Genomic DNA, 500 nt, shown 5'->3' with positions numbered 1-500 from the left:
TCGGTTTGCAGGTAGCCTTGATAATCACCAAGCAGCGATCTGGCCACATCGGTGCGACGACGACTGGCGTAATCAAATAAGATAATGGGGTGTTCCCGATCACCGGTTTTTCGTACCCACATGTAGCTGAGGCTTTCGGCTGTTTTATCCGGTTCTTTTAAGACCTGAACTCGGGTTTCATCCATATGGATATAACCGCTTTCAAGTAATTGATCATTGAGCAGGTTGTAAAGGGGTTGCAGCAACTCACTGCTTTTCATCATCCAGTTGGCTAAGGTGTTGCGCGGTAAATGTATGCCCATGCGTTTGAAGATGGTTTCCATTCGATAGAGTGGCAATCCGTCTTGATATTTGGCCACAGCAATGTGCGCCAGTAAGCCAGGGCTGGCATTGCTTTTAGGGATTGGCTGCGTCGGTAAAGCGGCCATCTGCACGCCGCTTTCACAGGCTTCGCAAACGTATTTTTGTCGTGCATGCACCAAGACTTGAACCACCGCCGG

1 protein-coding gene is annotated in these 500 nt (G+C 49.4%); it reads right to left on the bottom strand.

Going from position 1 to position 500, the window contains the following annotated elements; genetic code table 11:
* The coding region (locus tag WG929_RS20950) for an IS66 family transposase (RefSeq protein WP_416207618.1) at positions 1-500 on the bottom strand (500 nt) is incomplete at both ends.

Origin of the sequence: Oceanobacter antarcticus, assembly GCF_044962685.1 — a bacterium.
In the GTDB taxonomy this organism is placed as follows: Bacteria; Pseudomonadota; Gammaproteobacteria; order Pseudomonadales; family Oceanobacteraceae; genus Oceanobacter; species Oceanobacter antarcticus.
Note: the sequence above shows the minus strand (reverse complement) of the source record. Positions and strands in the feature narration are given on the sequence as shown.